Source organism: Ferdinandcohnia salidurans, assembly GCF_042680725.1.
GTDB lineage: Bacteria > Bacillota > Bacilli > Bacillales > Bacillaceae_L > Ferdinandcohnia > Ferdinandcohnia salidurans.
Genome location: NZ_JBHUEK010000025.1, coordinates 49,707 through 72,217, shown reverse-complemented (window position 1 = coordinate 72,217; position 22,511 = coordinate 49,707). Strand labels below are relative to the sequence as shown.

15 protein-coding genes are annotated in these 22,511 nt (G+C 40.8%); 13 read left to right on the top strand and 2 right to left on the bottom strand.

What is annotated here, in order from left to right; genetic code table 11:
* The first annotated feature begins 61 nt into the window (after nucleotides 1-61).
* From ACFSFW_RS14905 to ftsX, 13 genes are all read left to right on the top strand, one after another.
* Nucleotides 62-829: a PP2C family protein-serine/threonine phosphatase gene (locus ACFSFW_RS14905; RefSeq protein ID WP_388039405.1), complete on the top strand. Its 768-nt coding sequence runs from the start codon at nucleotides 62-64 to the stop codon at nucleotides 827-829.
* 31 nt (nucleotides 830-860) lie between these two features.
* On the top strand, nucleotides 861-2,801 hold the full coding sequence (locus ACFSFW_RS14900) for a protein kinase domain-containing protein (RefSeq protein WP_388039403.1): 1,941 nt from the start codon (nucleotides 861-863) through the stop codon (nucleotides 2,799-2,801).
* Nucleotides 2,802-2,864: 63 nt separating this feature from the next.
* Nucleotides 2,865-3,434, top strand: coding sequence for a hypothetical protein (locus tag ACFSFW_RS14895; protein WP_388039401.1), 570 nt, complete (start codon nucleotides 2,865-2,867; stop codon nucleotides 3,432-3,434).
* Between the two features lie 5 nt (nucleotides 3,435-3,439).
* A complete protein-coding gene (locus tag ACFSFW_RS14890) occupies nucleotides 3,440-8,815 on the top strand; it encodes an Ig-like domain-containing protein (RefSeq protein WP_388040325.1) in 5,376 nt (1,791 codons plus the stop codon).
* A gap of 259 nt (nucleotides 8,816-9,074) precedes the next feature.
* Complete coding sequence (locus ACFSFW_RS14885) at nucleotides 9,075-10,283, top strand: hypothetical protein (protein ID WP_388039400.1); 1,209 nt, start codon at nucleotides 9,075-9,077, stop codon at nucleotides 10,281-10,283.
* Nucleotides 10,284-10,308: 25 nt separating this feature from the next.
* On the top strand, nucleotides 10,309-10,650 hold the full coding sequence (locus ACFSFW_RS14880; protein ID WP_388039398.1) for a hypothetical protein: 342 nt from the start codon (nucleotides 10,309-10,311) through the stop codon (nucleotides 10,648-10,650).
* Between the two features lie 17 nt (nucleotides 10,651-10,667).
* On the top strand, nucleotides 10,668-11,471 hold the full coding sequence (locus ACFSFW_RS14875; RefSeq protein WP_388039396.1) for a YfjC family protein: 804 nt from the start codon (nucleotides 10,668-10,670) through the stop codon (nucleotides 11,469-11,471).
* A gap of 134 nt (nucleotides 11,472-11,605) precedes the next feature.
* On the top strand, nucleotides 11,606-15,361 hold the full coding sequence (locus ACFSFW_RS14870; protein WP_388039394.1) for a lamin tail domain-containing metallophosphoesterase family protein: 3,756 nt from the start codon (nucleotides 11,606-11,608) through the stop codon (nucleotides 15,359-15,361).
* A 210-nt stretch (nucleotides 15,362-15,571) separates the two neighbouring features.
* The gene (locus tag ACFSFW_RS14865) at nucleotides 15,572-16,438 is read left to right on the top strand and encodes a YitT family protein (RefSeq protein WP_388039392.1); all 867 of its coding nucleotides are present in this window, start codon (nucleotides 15,572-15,574) and stop codon (nucleotides 16,436-16,438) included.
* Between the two features lie 55 nt (nucleotides 16,439-16,493).
* Complete coding sequence (cccB, locus tag ACFSFW_RS14860) at nucleotides 16,494-16,838, top strand: cytochrome c551 (RefSeq protein ID WP_388039390.1); 345 nt, start codon at nucleotides 16,494-16,496, stop codon at nucleotides 16,836-16,838.
* Nucleotides 16,839-17,303: 465 nt separating this feature from the next.
* Nucleotides 17,304-18,284 (top strand): nuclease-related domain-containing protein, encoded by a 981-nt coding sequence (locus ACFSFW_RS14855; protein WP_388039388.1) that lies wholly within the window; start codon nucleotides 17,304-17,306, stop codon nucleotides 18,282-18,284.
* 293 nt (nucleotides 18,285-18,577) lie between these two features.
* Complete coding sequence (gene ftsE, locus ACFSFW_RS14850) at nucleotides 18,578-19,264, top strand: cell division ATP-binding protein FtsE (protein WP_099361351.1); 687 nt, start codon at nucleotides 18,578-18,580, stop codon at nucleotides 19,262-19,264.
* Nucleotides 19,254-20,147 (top strand): permease-like cell division protein FtsX, encoded by an 894-nt coding sequence (gene ftsX / locus ACFSFW_RS14845; protein WP_304216223.1) that lies wholly within the window; start codon nucleotides 19,254-19,256, stop codon nucleotides 20,145-20,147. Before ftsE ends, ftsX begins: the two co-directional genes overlap by 11 nt.
* 152 nt (nucleotides 20,148-20,299) lie before the next feature.
* On the opposite strand, the gene ACFSFW_RS14840 is transcribed toward ftsX, so the two are convergent.
* Together ACFSFW_RS14840 and katA are read right to left on the bottom strand one after the other, a co-directional pair.
* Nucleotides 20,300-20,731, bottom strand: a complete 432-nt coding sequence (locus ACFSFW_RS14840) for a Fur family transcriptional regulator (RefSeq protein ID WP_304216224.1) — start codon at nucleotides 20,729-20,731, stop codon at nucleotides 20,300-20,302.
* Between the two features lie 93 nt (nucleotides 20,732-20,824).
* Entirely contained in the window at nucleotides 20,825-22,285 is a 1,461-nt protein-coding gene (gene katA, locus ACFSFW_RS14835) for a catalase KatA (protein ID WP_388039385.1), read from the bottom strand.
* Nucleotides 22,286-22,511 lie beyond the last annotated feature (226 nt).

Here is a 22,511-nt window from a genome sequence, read left to right as displayed (position 1 = left end):
CTTGTCTTGTGCTTGTCGCCGATAAGCGGGCGCCTTACGCATTTCAAAAGAGGTGAAATAAGTGTCGTTCATACATGCTTACCACACAGATGTGGGGATTAAAAAGAAAACAAACCAAGATGCGTTGCTCGTCAAGACCGCAAAAACGCCGAATGGATATGTGGGGATGTTCGTCGTGTGTGACGGAATGGGTGGACTCGATCACGGAGAACTCGCCAGTGCAACAGTTGTTCGCGGTCTGTCGGACTGGTTCGAACAGGAACTGCCAGAACTCCTTCATTCTGACCAACAGGATGAAGATATCCGCAAAGCTCTCGAAGCCTGTATCACGGAGCAAAATGAAAAGATCTTAGAATATGGGGACGAGACAAACACCCAGGTCGGAACAACGGTGACAGCACTCCTCATCATTCATTCGCGTTACTATATCGTACATATCGGTGACAGCCGTGCTTATCAAATTCAGCAGCATGTAACAAGATTGACGAAGGACCAAACCTTGGTGGAACGTGAAGTGGAGCGCGGAAACATTACACCTGAGCAAGCCTTAAAGGACCCAAGACGTAATGTCCTTCTACAATGTGTTGGTGCGACAAGGGAACTTGATGTCGTGATTCTGACTGGCGAGACAGAGCCGGGAACAGTGTTCTTGCTTTGCACAGATGGTTTTTACCATAAAATTACGGATACGGAGATTCTTGAGGAACTCCGTCCAAACCAATTTTTAAATGAAAAACAATTAAAATACAAGGCGATTAAACTCGTCGATGCCGTGAAGGAACGAAAAGAGGTCGACAACATCTCAATTGTTCTTGCGCATGTAGTGTGAATGGTCGAGGCCATTCATAGGAGGAATTACGTTGATTAAAATCGGAAGTTTTATAGATGACAGATACGAAATATTGAAGGAAATCGGGCGCGGTGGAATGAGTATTGTCTATTTGGCAATGGACAACCGACTCAACAAGTCTTTGGTGGTCAAGGATATCCGTAAGCGCGACAACAGTAACAACGAGCTCCTCATTAATAGTCTAGTTGTCGAGGCGAACATGCTCAAAAAACTTGACCACGGTTCACTTCCAAAGATTTACGACATCATCGAATCTGAGGGTGACATTTATGTGGTCATGGACTATGTCGAGGGAGAGTCGCTCAAGCAAAAGCTGAAGCGGGAAAAAGTGATCTCGGCGAAGCTTGTGATTAACTGGGCAAAGCAGCTTGCAGAGGTTCTTCATTATTTACATACAAGAAAGCCGCATCCGATTATTTACCGCGACATGAAACCGGACAATATCATGCTTACGCCAGAAGGGAAAATCAAACTGATCGACTTCGGGATCGCGCGTGAATTTAAAGATGAGAGCCTGACCGATACGACAAATCTCGGAACGAAAACCTATGCAGCACCTGAGCAGCTGTCCGGTAAGCGAACAGACGCCAGAACTGACATATACAGCTTGGGGCTAACGCTGTATCAACTCATTACGGGTAAAAGTCTAGCAGACCCGCCGTATGAGGTAAGGCCAATTCGCCAGTGGGATCCAACCTTACCAGAGGGACTCGAGCATATCATTTTAAAATGTACCCAGGCAGAACCGGAAAATCGGTACCAAACCAGTGAGGAGCTCCTATACGATCTTGAAAATATCAACAAGCTCACGGCAGGCTACCGGAAAAAAATGATGAAGCGGCTCTATCTCTTTTTGGTTCCAGCTGTATTGTGCCTAGGTTTTTCAACGACGTCCGTGCTTGGCTATCAAGGGATGCAAAATGAGCAGTTCCAGGATTATATGGGGCTTGTCAATGAATCTAGTATTTCATTAATCGAGGGCAATGATACCGAGGCAATCAAGCTTTTAGAACAAGCAATTAAAGTCGACAAGGGCCGTGCTTCTGCTTATATCAATCTGCTTGATGTTTACATTAACCGAAATGAAGTGGACACAGGTCTTGCGAAAATTGAGGCCTATGTGAATGACGAATACGGCAACATCCATAAAAACAGTGAGGTTCTTTTTAAGCTGGGGATGACGTATTTTGACCGGAAACGCGATTACCCTGTGGCACTGAAGTATTTTAAACAGGTGAATGAAAAAGACATTCCGGACGCGAGTTACTATATCACGCTTGCGACAACATTAGGCGGCATGAACATTGATTATGACCAGTTTTCTACGAATCTCTTAGAGTTTGAAACGTTCAATGATAATCTTCCGAACAACGTGAAAAAGGTAGATAACTATAATTCACTCGCGAACATCTACATTTCCTATAAAGGTCAAATCACGGATGCCAATACGAAGGCGATCACGGTTGTTCAGAAGGCACAAAAGGTTCTCGAGCTAGCTCCGGATGAGCAGCTGCAGTTAAAATACGAGATTGAGTTCGAACAAAAGCTCGCGCAAGCTTTTTACTCAAGAGGCGTGAACTCTGAGGATCAAGTTGCAGCACGAGATGATTTCGAACAGGCGACACAGCACTACAACAATCTTCTAGATTTGAACGTACCGAATAAGGAAGAGGTAATGAACAATATCGGTGTGATTTATCAAGAGATGGGGGAGCATTCCCAAGCGGTTGAACAATTTGAAGGAACGATTAAAGAATTTCCGAAAAGTCTAAATGCGTACGTGAAGCTAGGTAATCTCTTGCTAGACATTGAGCAAGGAAAGCAAGAAGACCAGCGCAACTACAACAAGGCAAAAGAAGTCTATGACAAAGCAGGAAAGCTAGAAGGCGCTAAAGACAACGAAGCCTACAAAAAGCTATCCAGACGCATGAGTAATCTAAATATCAGATAGTGGGACAATGCACCTGTCCACATGTCTCAAACTTGCGCATTTCGAATGAAAGGGGGCTCTCAATTGGAATACCAAATTATGTTTTACGGGGGATTAGCGGGAGCGGTGATTACGCTCATCATCTCGATCATCGTCTATATGAAACTACAAATTTCTCAAGTATTTGCGGACATTACGGGAAACCGATTTATGAAAAAGAAGACAAACAACCGAGTGTCCCTTGAGGCTCAAGAAACGAAGCGAACAACGAGTGAAATCAAGCTTCGGAAAAAAGAAGATCCAGTTGCAGCATCAGTTGAGGACACAGCCCTCATGAGCCAGGGACTTGAACCAACCTCTCTGCTTGAGGAAAGTTCACACCCACCGACGGAATTGTTGGTAGAAAACAAAGCTGACCGTGAAACTTCATTACTGGAGGAGACCTCACTTTTATCTGAGGAAACGGCCCTATTACAGGACGACGATGAGACGACATTGCTAGTCGGGGATGACGAAACAACGATTCTCCTTGAAGGCGATGGAGAAACCGCAATCCTCACTGAAAAAGAAGAAGAATCCGACTTCCAAATCGAAGTCGATGTCATGATCGTCCATACAAATAACATGATTGAAAAAAGGAGCGTAGTAAAGTGATAGCAATGATTTCAAAAAGCTACCGAAAAAACAAATCGGTACTCTGGTTACCGATTGCATTTGTTTTGGTGCTGTCGGTGGTATTCTTTAGCCTGAACGTATCATCTCAGGTTGAAACAAAACAGTATATAAAATATAACAATGAAAAATGGGAAATTGGGCAAAAGTTCTCAAATGAGTGGTACATAAATGGAGATACCTTTCAAGTCCAAGTCGATTTAAGTGAGGACTATGAGAATTACCTGAAGCCAAAGGAAACACCGGAGGAAACTGAAGGGGAAACGCCCCCTGAAAATACAGCGACAACTCCAGTAGCAGGTGAGGTACCCGAAGGCGGGTTACCTTTTGATGTAACACTATCAAAGGGATCTGGAGAAGCAACAATAACCCCAATTACAGATGGTGGGTTCACGGGTCTGTATAAAGTAACCATCTCTGGTGTTAATAATAAAGATGGTGAAATCCCAGTAACGATCAACTTTGTAAAAGACACATGGGTGAATGAACCACCAGCTAGCCAAACAACATTTACCGTACAAAAAGACACACAGGCTCCAGTCGTAAATCTGTCTGGACCAAAGAATGGTGAGTTTTATCGGAAAGATGTTGACCTAGGTATTGAAGTAGATGAAGAACACTTTTTACAAGACAAAGTGACTATTTCAATTAAAAAGGACGGTTCAGATTTCGATTTACAAAATCCTGTTCAATGGGATGGAAAAAGCACGTCCATTCGATTTGATCAAGATGGCCATTATGAAGTAACCGTAACTGCCACCGATAAAGCAGGTAACGTGAGCGATGCAAAGTCCATTTCATTTGCCAACGTTAAAACAGATGCGATTTTGTACATCAAAGATAAAACAGAAAACAATTTTTATAAAGATAACGTAAATATCGTGGTTGAAAATCCACTTTCCATCTACTCTGCAAAGCTTACTTATGTCAAGAATGGCGGCGAGCCACAGACTGTGGATATGGACATCAAAAATACTCTGTTTTCAAAGACTGCAACATACTCCCTTTCAGAAGAAGGAACGTATGCATTTAGTGCAAAGATAACAGATTATTGGAGACCAACTGGGTTTGAGCTTGGAACCTATGAAAATATCATCATCGACAAAACAGCACCAGAACTAAATATAACTGGAGTTACAAATGGTGGTGAATATACAGAATCCAAGGATTTAGTTATTTCAGCAACTGACACATATTTAGATGAAAACAAATCGGTGTTAAAGCTAACGAAAAACGGAAAAGTTGAAACCATCAGTGGAAAAGAAGCTCTTGAAAAGCGCAACTTAACAGATGGAGTATACTCTGTTGAACTAAGTGTGTTTGACAAAGCTGGGAATGAAACGAAAAACCCAGCACTCAACTTTACAATTGATACCCAGAAGCCAGAGTTAGAGATTTCTGGAGTTGAAAATGGAACGTATTATCCTGAAAATAAATCCGTTCATTTTTCAGTAAAAGATCTTACACTTGATTTGGCGAAAACAACTCTTGTCGTAAAGCACAACGATACCGACTACACAGAAGAAATCAAATTCGAACAGAACGGTACAGTAGCCGAAGCAAGTCATACGTTTAAAACGGAAGGCAGCTATACAATTGAGTTAAACGCGACTGACCAAGTAGGAAAGGTTGCAGACAAAGTCACGAAAACATTCACACTCGACAAAACGAAGCCAACCGTTACACTTACTGGCGCTGAAAATAAGAAGAAGTACAACCGCCAAGTAGATGTGGAGATTGTTGGAGAAGACACAAACAAAGATGATAGCAAGACCATTTTAACAGTAACAAAAGATGGGAAATCAGAAACGTTTGAGGGTAAAAAGGCACATGAGAAACATAGCTTTAAACAAGAAGGTGTCTATGAAATCAATGTAGACTACTTTGATAAAGCTGGAAACAAGGCTGATTTTTCATCGATTACATTTGTTATCGACAACTCTAAGCCGGAGGTTGATATCACGGGTGTAACTGAAAATGAGTTTGCGAATACAGACAAAGAAGTCAAGTTTACGGTTGAGGATTCGCATATCGACCTAGACAACATTGAACTGACTATTACGAAGGATGGCAAAGCTTATCCAACGGATGGAATCAAATTCAAGAAACAAAGGAACCGATACGCTGAGGCAGAGCATACCTTTACTGGCGATGGCGTTTATGTTGTAAAACTAAAGTCAACTGACGAAGCAGGAAATATTTCAGCAGAAAAACAAGTTCGTTTTACAATCGATAAAATCAAACCTGAGATCGTTGTGACAAACATCGGTGAAGATGGCAGATACAACGATGATCGTGAAGTAACTATTACGGTAACTGACCTAAATATGGGTGAGTCAAATGCAACAGTAAAGTACAATGGAGAGTCATATGAGATTGACCCACTTGTGCTTGACGGCAATATGGCAACAACCAAACACACCTTCACTGAAGAAGGGGTTTACGAGCTGCAAGTCGTTTCAACGGATAAAGCCGGAAACGAAAATACTAAATACATTAAATTCACGCTCGATAAAACAGGGCCTGCGATTAAATACTCTATTAAAGATGGTACGTATTTTAATGATAATAAAGTGAACCTAACAGTTACTGTTGATGACTACACACCGTTTGTTCCCGAAATCACAGTAAAAAATGGGGATAAAGCCATCGAGGTTCCAAAAGATGGATGGATGAAAAAAATCGTCTGGTTAATCACTCAAGAACTAACGGTTGAACTTGAGGACGAAGGTGTTTATTCAGCTCAAGTAAAAGCGAAAGACTACTTTGGCGCTGAAAGCACAAAGGATCTTGGTTTTACAATTGACCGTACCTCACCTGAAATTCAAATCAGCGGGTACATCCCGGATGGTGGATTTGTCCAAGGTGACAACGAGTTAATCGTAGACATCAATGACCTACATTTTGACGAAAGTAAAAATGAAGTCCTAGTAAACGGCAAACCGGTTAAGGATGCCCAGTGGAAAGAAACAGCAACAGGTTTTCAGTTCAAGCAAAGCTTCCCAGAAGACGGAGAATATGAAGTAACAGTTCGTTCTGAAGACTTTGCAGGTAACAAAGCAACGGAGAAAACACACATTTTCACAGTGGATAACGTAAAGCCTGTTATCACAATTGAAAATGTAAAAGACGGAACATTTTACGATAAAAAGCAAACAGCTACGATTAAGGTTAACGAGCTGAACTTTGCAAACAATGAAGTAGAAGTAAAAGTTAACAATAAGCCGTACGAGTGGAAAAACCAAGGTGTTGAATCAAGTCTTGCGATTCCGTTTAACGAAGATGGCGACTATGTGATTATGGTGTCTTCGAAGGATGCAGCTGGAAACATTGCGGACACAAAAGAAGTAAAGTTCACGGTTGACGAAAGCTTCCCGACGCTAAAAATCACAGGTGTCGAGCATATGACGAACTACAATGTTAGCAAGCCAGTTACATTCGAAGTAACCGATGCGAACATTGATCAAACTTCATTGCACGTGACGAAGAACGGCAAGGCATATGAGATTCCAGCACTACAACAATCTAGAACAAAAGCGAGTTTACAACACAATTTTGCAGAAGAAGGCAGCTACGTGCTTTACTTCAATGCAACGGATAAATCAGGTAACAAAACAACGCATGAGGAAATTGCTTTTATCATCGACAAAACCAATCCAGTTGTCACAATTGACGGTGTTGACCACCAGTCCTTCAATCCAACTGGCAAGCGCGTAACGGTTTCTGTTGATGAATTGAACTTTGGTACAAATTACGTAGTGCTTTCTGTAACAAAGGATGGCAAGGTATTTAATATTGGAACTTGGAAAAACAACAATAAGCTATCGAGCTTAGGCTACAATTTTAATGATGATGGCTTATACACCATTGCAATCAGTGCTGAAGATAAGGCTGGCAATGGTCCAATCACAGCGAACAAGACATTTACAATTGATACGACAAAGCCAGCAATCGAAATTACAGGTGTTGAAAATGCAGCACACTATAATGTGGATAAGCCAGTCAGTGTTGAAATCCGTGATGTGAACTTAGATTTGAACCGCATCACCGTGACTCGAAATGGTAGAGGCTATAACGCTGGTGGATTTGGAGTAGCGAATCAAACTGCTCGACTCAGCCACAACTTTAGCCAGGAGGGTGACTATGCGATCAACGTAGAAGCGATTGACAAAGCGGGTAACCAATTCAGCAGACAGATTGCTTTTACAATTGATAAAACAGCTCCAGTCATCACACCGAAATTTAAGGGTCAAAGCCGTGTAATTAAGAATGGCGAATATATTAATGAAGTATTCACCCCTGAATTTGCGCTAGACCAAAGTGAGGACACCATCGTTTCAGTAACAATGAATGGTCGGAATGTGACAGGTCGAATTCCAACGGCTACATTGGAAATGAAGTACGATTTCAGTGTTCTTGCACGAGACAAAGCAGGTAACGAGTCAACAATTGATATCAGCTTTATCCTTGATACGACAAAGCCGAACTTGAATATCACAGGTGTTATTGATGGATTCTTTAATAACAATCAAATGCCGACTGTGACCTACTCGGATCGTTACCTCGATTCAAGTCGCTCAAGTGTAACATTAAATGGCCGTCCGTTTGTAAATGGGGTACAACTAAGTGAAGAGGGAGACTACATTTTAAAAGCGCAAGTTTATGACTTAGCCAACAATGTTTCATCCCGAACCATTGTGTTTACGATTGATAAAACAGCACCAGTGATTAAATTTAAGGAAGCTATTTCTGAAGGGTACTTCAAGGAAAGCTTACTTCCTGAATTGCTAATTGAGGATTTAAATGCATATGACATCATCTCACAAACCTTGAACGGTCAGCCTTATAATCTTGGTGACCCAATTGAGGAAGAAGGAAAGCACGTGCTCTTCTTTGAGGTGAAGGACAAAGCAGGAAATATCCAACAGTTAAGTGTTGAGTTTATTATTGATAAAACTCCTCCGAAAGTGGTTGTCGAAGGAGTCAAGAAAAACGAAACCTATCGTGACCCTGTAACTCTCTCAATCAGCCTTGATAATCCTAGTGATACACTCAAGTCTGTCATGATTAATGGAGAGCTTTTCAATGGTGAGGTTAAAGATGTGAACGGAACGAAAGTCATTTCCGTGACACTATCTGATATCAACAAATACAAGGTGGAAGTGTTAGCCGAAGACGAAGCAGGTAATGAAATGAACGAAGTAGTAGAATTCGAAATCGTTGAAAAAAGCGTACTTGTAAAGTTCTATGAAAATAAACCATTATTTGCGGGCGCAATGGTAGGTCTTGCTGGTATTGCAGCAGCAAGTGCTGTCGCTCTCCGCAGAACCAACATCCGCAGAAGAGACGAGAAAGATATGTAACAAAAATGTAGGCATTCGCATTTTGCGGATGCCTGTTTTTAAAAAAAGTTAACTTCATTCAGCAAACCCGGCTGAATAAAGTTAAATCCCCGGCGGATGCCACGATTTTTTAGAGGAAATTTTCGAGCAGTAAGATCAAAGACTAAGGACGCCACTTCCTGTGGCAACGTCTTTGTGACCCACCTCGTGTGGGCCTAAAATCGGGCGCAAATACGCCAAGGCGTATTTGATTTATAATAGAATAAAAGGAGGCATCGTTTTGTCTAGAATCACGATTAAACCGAATCAAGTTATCGGAATCAGTCCCATGGTAGGGACTGTAGCCTCAAAACTTTCGCAGGTTGAGGGAGGCGTGGCTTCTGTCAGAAATTCCATTGATTATCGAATCTTGGCTAGAACCTCCATCCGGCCGCAACTAACAGAGGTAACTTCTTCAATTGATCAATTGGAAGCAAAAGTAAGAAAGTTGCAGTCCTTTTTAAATTTAGCTGTAACTCGCTATTCGTCAACAGAGCGTTATTTAAACTCTTCGTTTATGGCGATGGAGGCAGTTCGGGGGATGACCCCGGCAAAACCAGAAGAGGGTGGGAAAAAAGCCGACTCTCCAAAATCAAAAAACAGCGAAACATCTGCTCTTATTCATAAAATGTTGACATACTTAAACAATGTCAGCTCGACAATTACAAATTGGGATATTGCTTTAGTTGGTTCGCAATTACTGTCTGTAGCATCCTCAACTTTTTTAATGAGGAACCTAAAAGTTAACTACATAGGTGGAAAGCCTACGTTATGGCAAAAGTTTCGTGGTCAATATAAATTCACATTAACTGCAAAGCCTTCCTGGACGAGTAGAACAGGATATAGCTCGAAAATCGCAAAGTACATTAACGACTTTTCAAAATCATCACCGACAAATCCCCTATTAAAACGTGTGCATTCGTTTGTCAGTTCCTATAGAGGGCCAGCCTCCTTGTTAAAGCATGCTGCAGGTTTCTCGAAAAATGTGAATGCTGCCATGCATGGAACAACCCTCATGAGTCGTTTTCATCAGAGGATTACGATTGGTTCTAAGGAAGTCGTATCAAATCTTGCAAAAGTAAAGGGCTTTACAAGTGTCGCGAAAAGAGTTCCAATTGTAGGAAATCTCATCGCCATCGGGGCAAATGCGACAGAGCTAGTAGACCCGAATAATAGTCATTTATCTGGCGCTGAAAAAATAGGTCGATTCACGTTTGGAGCCGTTTCAAGCGTCGGTGCAATTGCAGGTGGTGCAAAAGCAGGTGCCATGATTGGAAGTCTTGGAGGTCCGGTAGGTATTGTAGTTGGTGGAGCCGTCGGCGGTCTTGTTGGAGGAATAGTAAGTTCTAAATATGGTAATCAAATTAAGGATGTTGGTGAAAAATTCGCCGGTGGGGTTGAGAAATTTGGAAAATCAGTTTTCAAATCAGTAAGTAGCTGGTTTGATTAATTAAAATGTTGATAGGATGAATGTTATGGACAATGCAAAAGAAATCATAGATTTAGTTACCTTATTTTTTGGAGCATGGCTCTCCCTTCAGGTCGGAATCAGCTTTTTAACTATTTTTCTAGGGAACGTGCTGGTCGAGCATGTGGAAACGGGTGTCTTCAGAAATACAAAGAACCCATTTCTCAAACTTTTTACCTTTATTGTATTATTCTTGATGGGCCTAGGGCCGTTCATTTACACAAAGCTTAATAGATTCTCATGGATTGTTAGAAGGTTGCTCATGTTAGTCATTACACTCGTCATGGGAATTGTGTTTATGCTAATCTATTACATTATCAAGGCTGCACTGCATGCAGTGTTTTTATAAAAAAGGAGGTACCAGACATGAATCATGCTTTAACATGCACGACGGAGGAATTGGCATTATTGGTTACAGTGTGTGGATACCCAGCTGTGGCAAAAGGAATCGCAGAGGCTTCGTACGGTGAAAAGTCTCCTGCAGAGTGGGACGCGATCATGGAATCAACGATCCACCAGTTGGTGATCAAATCACTGTGGGACCCTGACAAAAACGGCGAGGATGAGCATCCATTAAGCGATGAAATGCAAACTTTTATAAAGCATTATGTGGAATCCAAATGGATGATTCGTTGTTCGAATATTACGGGGCGAACCGTATTAATGATCCATCATTTTGAAGAAGACATTTGGCTTGCTCATGTAATCGCAGAAGACATTATGCATGAATTCGCGTTATTATCAAATGATGAAATTCCAACGATAATTAAGGACTTTTATTCTTTCGAAGGTACAAAAATAGAGGAAACACAGGAATTTTTCCTCACAGACAAACTGTTCGATTGGTTAAATGACCAGTCAAAAACAGAGAAGGTCCGGAAGAAAGCAAAGTTCACTCCGACTGAGGAACAGAGCTTCAATCTATTCATTAAGGACCTAGAAGAGCATGAGTGGTCACTTTACAATATTTCGCACTTCGAAATCCCAAACATAGAAGGTGACTTTCTACTCGCAAACATCGTCTTCTTTTTACCGTCAACTAAAGGGATGTGGATTGTGGAATATAAAGAGGATGCCGAAAATCCAGTCCACATTAAACTAAATACATACGAGGAATGGCACGAAATGCTCGACGCTGTAGGCACCGTGGCAGCTGCAGTAGAAGTATAAAAGATGACTTTCATAAGTCGTCTTTTTTTTATCCCCGGAACTAGTCCTTTTTGCTTATTTCGCATTTGTTTGTACATCATTTTATAAGCAATTGGCAAACTAAGATTGGAAAATAATTCTGGAGGGTATGCTGTATGATTTTTTGGCAACACGTGCTGAAAATAATTGTTCTATTTATTCTACTTTTAACAACTACAGTAAGCCCAGACATGGTAGTTGCACAACGGGACACAAATGCTCCGGTCATCACACACAAACCGAAAACAACAAGTGAGCCACTGTTACCCATCAAAATCAAGGCTGGTGTTACGGATGACACCGCCATCCAAGATGTGACGCTTTTTTATAAAGCGGGTGACTCAGACGATTTCAAAGCAATCCCGATGATATTGAACGAGGAAACATACATTGCCGAAATTCCGGGCTTCCACGTATATGATGAAATCGCTTATTATATCGAGGCGAGCGACGGTACCAATACGGAAAAAACGGACGTGAACAAAATCCAAGTTGTTCAAAAAGAGATTGATTTCGCAAAGATGCCTCAGCTGCTCGTGACGGAGATTCTTCCTGATTCTACGAATGTGGGCAGTGCTGATGGATTTGAATTTGTAGAAATCTACAATAACAGCAATAAAGCAACCAACTTCAAGGATTATAAGCTTTACTATCGATACGGAAAGAATCGCAGAACTGATGTGATGTGGCCTTCTGTAAAAGAGAATGTGGTCATTCCTGCCCGCAAAACGCTTGTGCTATGGATCGTTAATAGTGAAAATAGCGAGCAGACGGTGGAGGATTTTAATGCGCACTATGGAACCAACTTGAAGGAAAATCAGGATATTGTGCGGGTTCACAGTGGCGGTATGGCAAACAAAAGTATGCGCGGTGTCGTGATTGGAACGAATACGCATCGCGAAATTTCCGTTGCTTACTATAACAAGACGGAAGTTGATCAGGCAATTATCTACCGATATCCAACCAACAAATCGACGGTCTCTAAAAGAATCGGTACAAAGGATGCGACCCCTGGCAAGGTGGAGAGCTACCAAGTACCTAAAAAGCCCGTTCATATAGAAAAAGATAGTGTCCCACCAAGTATTGAGGATTTAACGTTAGCTTCTGAAGTCAATCAAAAAGACAATCTGGAACTCGTTGCAAATGCAACAGACGACCATACCGTTAAATCTGTTAAGTTGCATTATAAAATCGACCTAGATGACGAGTTCGATGAAGTCATTTTACATGAGAATTATGATGATTTACTTTTTCATCACACCATTTATGCACCAGCATTAATTGGACGTGAGTATATCGATTATTACTATGTTGTATCCGACGGAAGCAATGAGATAAAAAGTGAGACGTTTCGGATAAACATCAAGAATGAACTCGACCATTCGAGTCTAAGACTTAATTTACAAAATGAAGAAATGCTTCGTGGGGAAAAAACAATCAAGGCAACTTCAGAAGAAAACACGCCATTGAAGCTCATGATTAACGGAAACGAGGTTCAAGAGGGCGTCTATCGTTCACTTGAACACACCGCCTATTTTGCTTTTGAGGTAAATGGTTTGAATACGTATTTTCAAAATGCTGTTACGATGGGCAAGGAAGTATTACATGTGATGGACCAGGATTGGCTCACGGAATGGAAAACCTTCACGATTCCAATTGAGCCGGAGCGACTCCCTGTAGGCAACACAACGATTACGATTCGTTCCGGAAACAAGGCTTCACCGTTTGAACTCTGGTCGAGGGAAAATCGCGATGACTTTCAATTGCGGAACGTCCGACTCATCCTTGGCGATGGAACGGTGATCAAGGACCCGATTTATACAGATCCAAATCGCATCCTGAACATGGGTGATCAGCGTAAGTATGCCGATTTTACCTTTACGATTACGGAAAAAGAGGCCCGTTCGCTCACCTATAAATGGAACACAATCGAGGTTCAAGACAAAAAACATTTAGTTACAGTTCAGGCAGGTGATAAAAAGGTTAGTTCACAAGTTTTGGTTGATAATAGAGCTCCAACTATCAAAACAAATCTGAAAAAGAAACCATACAAGGGTGCTTTTACAATAGATGTGGACGTGAAGGATAAGCTTGCTGGTGTTGAAAAAAGTACGGTAACCTTGGATGGAGAGGAAATCGAGGTTCCGTTTGAAACATCGTCCGCAACGCTTAAACCAGGTAAACACAAACTCAAGGTACATGCGATTGACAAAGTAGGCAATGAAACAAAGGACGTTTTCTATTTTAAAGTTTTGAATGAAAATCCGAAAAAACCAGAGCGTATTTCTCCTAAGGGAAAGATTGACGGGGATCCACTTTTACAAGTGAAAGTGAAGGATCCGACAAAGGATAAGCTCGACGTAACCTTTTATGAAGCCTACAAGCATGATGTAAATTCAAGTGTAAAAGGATTTAAACATGCGACTGAGTTTGAGCCGCCAAATAAGATGGTTCCAGAAGGGGAGGCAGCTTTTACACCAGAAGATATCTCACTCGTTTCAAAAGCCGATGCCCGCTATTTAGTCACGGATTCTGACACGAAATTCCCGTACCACCGTTTTGATGTCACGGTTGATGAGTCTCTCGGTGACAATGACAGGGTTGAGCTTCTATGGAAAGGGAATTCGCTTGAAGGTCGAAAGGTTTCAATGTACGCATGGAATCACAATGATGGCAAATGGGTTTTGCTTGATTTTAAAATAGCGGGGTCAAAAGACTTTAAGCTTGCATCTGATGTGGCGGTCCGTGATTATGTCCGTGATTCAAAAATCAATGTCCTGATTCAAGACGAAATTGCAGAAGAATTTGATTACACCTTCGTCTGGATGTCCGACACCCAGTTTTACTCTGAGAGCTATCCGGAGATTTTTAAGAAACAAACGGAATGGATAGCAGAAATGAAGGAAAAGCTCAGTATCAAGTACGTGTTTCATACTGGTGATTTGGTCAATCAATCAAGGAAGAAGAAGCAGTGGCAAAATGCGGATAAATATATGAAGGTTTTGGATGACAATAACATTCCATACGGTGTGTTAGCTGGAAATCATGATGTTGACCAGGTGAATAATGATTATTCCGAGTTCTATAAGTACTTTGGAAAGCAACGTTTTAAAAATAAACCTTATTATGGCGGTTCGTACCGTAATAACCGTGGCCATTATGATTTAATTTCAGCGGGCGGCAATGATTTTATCATGGTGTACCTCGGCTGGGGGATAACTGATGAAGGCATCCAATGGGTAAACGATGTACTAGCTGCCCACCCAGATCGCAAAGCGATTTTAAACTTCCATGAATACTTGCTTGCCACAGGGACAAGGCACCCGATAGGTGAAAGGCTTTTTAATGAAATTGTTGTGCCAAACAAAAATGTCATTATGGTGTTGTGTGGCCATTACCATGAGGCACAAACCTATGTCGATGAAATTGATGATGATGGTGATGGAGATCCAGACCGTACCGTTACCCAAATGTTGGCCGATTATCAAGCTGGGCCAGAAGGTGGCCAAGGCTATATGAGGCTCCTGCATTTTGACCAAAATAATAATCGAATTTTGGTTAAAACGTATTCTCCTTATATGGACGACTACAATTTTTACGACCTAGATATTTATCCGCAGAAAGACCAATTTGTAATTGAGATGGATTTAGCACCAGTCACAAAGCGGGTCGCAACCGATTACTTTACGGTCAATGTTTATACAAATCGCGTAATTGGAACTGATAAGACGAAAAGCGGCAAAATCGCAAAGGCCTTGTGGACGGGGCTAGAGAGTGACCGTTCATACTCGTGGTATGCGGTTGTTGAAGACAAATACACAGGACGAGCAGTCTCGGATATTTGGACATTTCGTAAAATTTCAAGCCACTAATTATTATTTTGTAATAATAATTTATTTATCGTTACAAACTAATGATGTAGGTGTATATTTTGTTGCTTTACCACGTTATTTTGCTGGCGTTTACTTGCTTTTGAAGCCGTGTTATACTTCCAAAGGTTATTTGGGCGCAAATACGCAAGGCAAGTTGCATCTAACATTTGAACGGTGCTAGTTGCTAGGATTGTATACGGGGGTAGTTTCATGAATAGAAGAAGACGTCAGCACGAAGTTCATCCAACACTTCAAAAGGTAAAGGAATTCATATACATACTACTAGGTTCTGCCACAGTGGCTCTATCGTTTAATCTGTTTTTACTACCGAACAAGGTGGCATCTGGTGGTGTGAGCGGGATTAGTACCATCCTGAACTCCCTTTTCGGTTGGGAAGCAGCCTATGTTCAGTGGGCATTTAATATCCCATTATTCATTGCAGGAATCATTTTTCTAGGGAAGATGTATGGTGCCCGGACGTTAATTGGCACTCTTTTTTTACCATTTGTTGTTTATCTTTCTAGAAATCTGGAACCCGCAACGTTCGATCCATTGCTTGGTGCTTTATTTGGTGGAATTGGAGTCGGTTTGGGGCTCGGTATTACTTTCCGAGGCAATGCATCGACAGGTGGGACAGACCTGGCCGCTCAGATTGTTCATAAGTATACAGGAATCTCCCTTGGGAAAAGTGTTGCTTTTATTGACGGCTTGATTGTTGTGACTGCGGCAATTGTGTTCAATATTGAGAGTGGGCTCTATGCGTTAATTGGACTTTTCGTTACAAGTAAAACGATTGATTTGGTACAGGTAGGTCTAGGTAATTCGAAAATGGCTCTCATTATTACGAATCGTCAGGACGAAGTGCGCCAGGAGATTTTTGACAAACTGGACAGAGGAGTGACAAAACTCTCTGGATATGGGGGTTACACCGACGATGAGCGACCGATGCTCATGTGTGTAGTCGATCAAAAAGAGTTCACAAAATTGAAACAAGTGGTTCAAAGCGTTGATACATCTGCATTTGTCGTCGTTATGGACGCTGCAGAGGTATTAGGAGAGGGTTTTAAAAGAGCGTAAAAGGGGTATAATAAAAATTGTATAATGGAAAAATTTATTACAGGGGGTAAATTCTGTGAAACGTAAGCTATTCAGTATTTTATTAGGAACATCACTTGTATTCGCGTTAGCTGCATGTGGCGGTGGGGACGACAATGCAGGAGAGGCACCAGCAAGTGATAATAACGGCGGTGGAGAAGCTACCGTTAACGCTGAAGAAATCGCTCAACAAAACTGTGCATCTTGTCACGGACAAGACTTTGGTGGTGGAGCAGGTCCTGACCTTACAAAGATCGGATCTAAATACAGCAAAGACGAAATTGCTGGAATCATTGAAAATGGCCAAGGCTCAATGCCTGGTGGCATCATCAAAGGTGAAGAAAAAGACGCAGTAGCTACATGGCTATCTGAGAAAAAATAAGTAGTATGTCAGGCCTTCCGGGTGAACCGGAAGGCTTTTTAAATGGCTAAAACTAGGGTTATGTCCGATAAAAAGTGGTGAATGTCTGATATATTCAGAGTTGAGTCCGATAAAATTGAATCAATGTCCGATATCCCAGCGGTAATGTCCGATATAATCAAAACAATGTCCGATATCGAAATACCTAAATAGATAGTCTGCCTTCCGAATGAACCGGAAGGCTTTTTAAATGGCTAAAACTAGGGTTATGTCCGATAAAAAGTGGTGAATGTCCGATAATTTCAGAGTTGTGTCCGATAAAACTGAATCAATGTCCGATATCCCGGCGCCAATGTCCGATATCCTTAAATTTCTGTCCGATATCTAAAACTTTCCCCATCTTCCAAGTAAATTATTTTTAAAAAAATTGCAGGAAAGCCGAAAATAATGTCGAATACCCAATAAAAGTGAAAGGAGTAGATGTATTTGATAAGAAAAAAACGTACAGTACCAATTGAAATTTTAATCCTTGAAGCACTTTTGCGGAGATTACGGCCAGACCATCCAAAAATACCACAAATTCAAGCAGAATTAGCCAAAAGAAAGAAGGGATACCGAGGAGAACTTTCGTTAAATTATTATTTGGACCTCATCGACACACCTGAATTCCTCATTTTGCACGATATTAGGCTCACAGACGGCAAAAGCTTCTTCCAGATCGACACACTCGTGATTACCCCTTATTTTTTTCTAATCCTAGAAGTCAAAAATATAGCAGGAACCCTTTACTTTGAAGATGAATCTAATCAAATGATCCGAACTTTAATCAATGAAGAAGAAGGAATGCCCAATCCAATTTTACAAGCGCTCCGACATTCCCGCCAATTCAAAAACTGGCTCATCCAACGGAAGTTACCACTTTTGCCCATCGAACATTTAGTCATCATCAGTGACCCAAAAACAATTATAAAAGCGTCAAGACCAAGTATTTTCACAAAAGTAATGCACAATGCAAATCTCCCATTTACATTTGAAAAATTTCAAAATAGACATACGAAAGAAACGTTGACGATGAAGGAAATGAAGAAAATAGCGGGGGCCATTGAAAAACATCATACCCCTAAAAAACCTGACCCACTGGTACAGTTTTCTATTTCCCAAACTGAAATTCTAAAAGGGGTTCATTGTCTGAAATGTTCCGCTCTTCCGATTGAAAGAAAAAGAGGCTATTGGTATTGTGATAATTGTTGTACGAAATCCCAAGATGCATATATACAAGCACTCAAGGATTATACCTTACTCATAAAACCAACGTTTACGAACGAGGAAATCCGAGATTTTTTACAAATCCCTTCAAGTAAATTTATATTTCGATTGTTAAAATCTATGAATCTCGAGTATACAGGAGAGAAAAAAGGAAGAATGTACCATTTGACCCGATTCCAAAATTTACACACCAGCACCTGAATCCTATCCCATCAAACATTAACTGCCATGAAATGAAAATGTAATAAAATTGAGTCGTATTTTGACGAATAATGATGTTATAATGAAAAAAGTAATGAAATTATCCTCATTTTGGCTTATAATTTCAAGTTGCATAGTTCAATAGGAGCATAAGTATGTCTATATGGACATAAGCGCTTACATTTTAATATAAATAGATTACTAAACATAAAATAATAGAATTCCCCACTGAGAACGGTGGGGTTCTTACTTCCGGTTAACGAGGGATAAAAAAACGAGATAGGTGATTCGCAATGATAGAAATGAAAGACGTTTTTAAAAAGTATCCGAATGGTGTTATGGCCGTTAATGGAATAAATGTAAAAATCGATCAAGGTGAGTTCGTGTATGTTGTTGGTCCGAGTGGTGCGGGGAAATCGACATTTATTAAAATGATGTATCGTGAAGAGAAGCCGACAAAAGGTTCAATCATCATAAATGGAATTGATCTTGCTAAATTAAAAGAGAAAAAGGTTCCCCTTTTACGTAGAAATATCGGCGTCGTGTTCCAGGATTTCAAGCTGTTACCACGCCTATCGGTGTATGAAAACGTGGCATTCGCGCTTGAAGTTATTGAAGAAAATCCGAAGAATATCAAAAAACGTGTAATGGACGTGCTTGACCTTGTGCGTCTTAAGCACAAAGCTCGATTTTTGCCAGATGAGCTATCAGGTGGGGAACAGCAGCGTGTGTCGATTGCGCGCTCGATCGTCAATTCTCCAGGTGCGCTTATTGCGGACGAGCCTACAGGTAACCTTGACCCTGAGACATCTTGGGAAATAATGAACATTTTTGAAGAAATCAATTTCCGTGGGACGACCATTGTGATGGCGACTCATAACCGTGAAATTGTTAATACGATTAAAAGACGTGTAATTGCCATTGAAGGTGGAAAAATTGCGCGTGACGAGGTAAGGGGTGATTACGGCTATGAAGCTTAACACACTCCGCCGTCATTTACGTGAAAGTACAAAAAACTTAGGGCGAAACGGATGGATGACATTCGCATCTGTCAGTGCCGTTACTGTTACACTACTCCTAGTAGGTGTATTCTTAGTCATCATGATGAATCTGAACAGCATGGCGACATCACTTGAAAAAGACGTTCGTATCAGTGTTCACACGGACTTAACGTCAACAAAAGAACAGCAGGAAGCCTTGAAAGCAGAAATTGTAAAAATTCCTGAGGTTGCATCTGTCACTTTCTCCTCAAAGGATCAAGAGTTAGAAAAAATGATTGATAGCTTTGGAGAAGATGGAAAAGTTTTTGCTTTATACGAACAAAGTAACCCACTTCATGATGTATTTGTCGTGGAAACGAAAAAACCTCAAGAGATCATGGCGGTTGCTAATAAAGTTGAAAAAATGGAGTATGTTTACAGTGTGAACTATGGAAAAGGAAAAGTTGAAAAGATTTTCAGTACTGTCGGTGTTTCACGAAACATTGGAATTGGGCTGATCATCGGTCTCCTTTTCACAGCGATGTTCTTAATTTCAAATACAATTAAAATCACGATCTTTGCGAGAAGAAGAGAAATTGAGATTATGAAGCTAGTAGGAGCAACAAACTGGTTTATTCGTTGGCCATTTTTCCTAGAAGGATTATTCCTTGGAATTCTTGGCTCGTTGATTCCAATTGGAATTATCCTAGGATTCTATAATTTCATATATGATTTGATTCAACCACAATTAAACGGTACATTCCTAGAGCTATTGCCATTTAATCCATTTGCATTCCAAGTAACGGCACTCTTGCTGCTAATTGGTGCATTCATTGGAGTTTGGGGAAGCTTAATGTCTGTCCGTAAGTTCCTAAAAGTATAAGAAAAAAGCGCATCTGCAAAGGTGCGCTTTTTCGTGCTTAACTTACATAACGGGTTTTGTTTTTCTTTAATTTCATTCCACAGGCGCAGCTTGTGCTGTGTTTAAGGATTTTGATTTCCGTTTTACATATTGGACAGATTGTTTTGGGCATTTTAAAAGTCACCTTCTTTGTTTTGACAAGATTTACATAGTCCATATACTTCCATCTGGTGCGAGTAAATTTTAAATTCAGTTAGCTTGCAGGCAACATGCTCGATTTGGCGTAGAGTTGGATAATTAAAATCAATAATTTCGCCACAAGATTCACATAAAATATGATAGTGATTCGGTTGGTTGGCTAGTTCATATTTACTTAACCCGTTCCCATAGGGCAGTTCTTTTAAAATCCGTAACGATACAAATAGTCTTACATTGTTGTAGATAGTGGCAAGGCTAATTTGTGGTAATTGCCGATGTATGTCTTCCACTGTCGGATGGCCTTTTAAGGAAAGGAAGGTCTGTAGTATTAACGTACGTTGAGGTGTAATGCGTAACCCGCGTTCTTTTAAAAAAGGGATTAGTTCAGCCATTTGATTGTCTTCCACGTTTAACAACCTCTTTGTTCATATTTATAAGAATAGGTATCCGGCTGCGGATACCTATTTTATGTGAGAATAAAATGAAATGTTCTTTACTTATTACTTCGCTACTACTTCACCAGGAACCTCTAAGCCAAGGCCTTCTGCGATACGTGTTCCGTATTCAGGGTCTGCCTTGAAGAAGTGGCTAATTTGACGAAGTTGGATTTCTTCTAATTCAACTGGTTTCATAGCTGCTACGATTGTGTCAACAAGACGAGTGCGTTCCTCTTCACTCATTAAGCGGTAAAGGTCACCAGCTTGTGTGTAATGGTCGTTATGATCATAAGCTACACTATCGGCAATTCCTTCAACAGCGAATGCATGCTGCTTTGCTTCTGGTGTTTCTTTCGGTCCGCTAAAGCTATTAGGCTCGTAATATACGGAACTACCACCATTGTTATCAAACCGCATTTGACCATCGCGTTGATAGTTGTTCACATCAACTCTTGCACGGTTGATTGGTAATGCTTGGTGGTTTGCTCCAACACGGTAACGATGTGCATCATGGTAGGCAAAAAGACGACCTTGAAGCATTTTGTCAGGTGATACATCCACACCAGGTACTAACGTTCCAGGTGAGAATGTGGCTTGTTCAACTTCTGCAAAATAGTTTTCAGGGTTGCGGTCTAATACCATGCGACCAACTTCGATTAATGGATAGTCCTTTTGTGACCACACTTTTGTAACATCGAATGGATCGAAGCGATATGTATTCGCATCCTCCAACGGCATGATTTGTACATATAGCTTCCAAGCAGGGAAGTCACCTTTTTCAATTGCATTGAACAGATCTTCCGTATGATAATCTGGATTTTCTCCAGCAAGCTTTGTCGCTACTTCATTTGTTAGGCACTTAACGCCTTGCTCTGTACGGAAATGATACTTAATCCAAACGCCTTCACCTTCAGCGTTTGTCCATTTGAACGTATGGCTTCCGTAACCATGCATGTGACGCCATGTCGCAGGAATACCGCGGTCACCCATTAACCAAGTAACTTGGTGAAGTGATTCAGGTGAATGAGACCAGAAATCCCATACAGCTGTTGGGTTTTTCAAGTGTGTTTGTGGATGACGCTTTTGTGTATGGATGAAGTCTGGGAACTTAATCGCATCGCGGATAAAGAAAATCGGTGTGTTGTTTCCAACGATGTCGTAGTTTCCTTCTTCTGTATAAAATTTAAGCGCAAAACCACGTGGGTCACGAGCTGTGTCAGCAGATCCATTTTCCCCAGCAACCGTTGAAAAACGGATGAATAATGGAGTACGCTTGCCAATTCCATTGAATAATTTTGCTTTTGTATATTTTGATATGTCGTTTGTTACTTCGAAATAACCGTGCGCACCGCTACCTTTCGCGTGAACAACACGTTCAGGGACACGTTCTCTATTGAAATGTGCTAATTTTTCAAGGAGGTGTACGTCCTGGATTAGTACCGGTCCTCTAGAACCAGCTGTGATTGAGTTTTGGTTGTCCCCAACTGGAGCACCCCAACTTGTAGTGAGATTATTGTATGTCAACTTGATCACCTCGTATTAAATTTGAATACATTTATTATAATAACACCTATAAATTAAAAATCAATATTTTTTTATAATAATTATAATGTAGATTGAAATAGTCTCTTAGATTTAGTATTGGAATGTGGTGGTATTAACGTTATAACACTCATAACTTACATGAGATTAAACTGTATTTCGAATTATTTTTCATGTATCTTTATTCTATTGATTTTCAATTATAGAG